The 527-nt window shown below is 63.9% G+C and carries 2 protein-coding genes; both read left to right on the plus strand.

The window, feature by feature from the left end:
* Positions 1-461: MBL fold metallo-hydrolase (locus tag AC1DX0_RS37010; RefSeq protein ID WP_477359660.1), on the plus strand; the 461-nt coding region annotated here is incomplete at its 5' end.
* Positions 458-527, plus strand: a 70-nt coding sequence (locus AC1DX0_RS37015; RefSeq protein WP_477359663.1) for a hypothetical protein, incomplete at its 3' end; no start/stop codon positions are given. The genes AC1DX0_RS37010 and AC1DX0_RS37015, both read left to right, overlap by 4 nt.

Here is a 527-nt window from a genome sequence, read left to right on the forward strand (position 1 = left end):
GTTTCGGCGTTTCGGCGCTGCGCGTCGACCATCCGCCGGTGACCGACTGCTTTGCCTTGCGCTTCGACCATGCGGGCAAAAGCGTCGTCTTCTCCGCCGACACCGCGTTCTTTCCGCCGCTGTCCGATTTCGCTAGGGGCGCCGACATCCTCGTCCACGAGGCCATGCTCGAACAAGGCATCGAGCGCCTGGTCGCCAAGACCGGCAATGGCGCGCGGCTGAAAGAACATCTGCTCGCCAGCCACAGTTTTGCCGCGGAAGCCGGTCGCATCGCCAGCGATGCCGGCGTGAAGAGATTGGTGCTCAATCACCTCATCCCGGCCGACGATGCCGAGATCGGCGAAGCCGACTGGACCACCGCTGTCAGGAAAACATGGGCCGGCGACTTGACGATCGCCCGCGACGGCCTTGTTGTGGAGTTAAGCAGCGCCAAAGCTGCACGAGGAGAGGAAACCGCATGAAGCTTGCCACACTGAAGGACGGGACGCGCGACGGAAAACTCGCCGTCGTCTCGCGCGACCTGACGC

The organism is Mesorhizobium sp. P3_A9 (genome assembly GCF_056402975.1).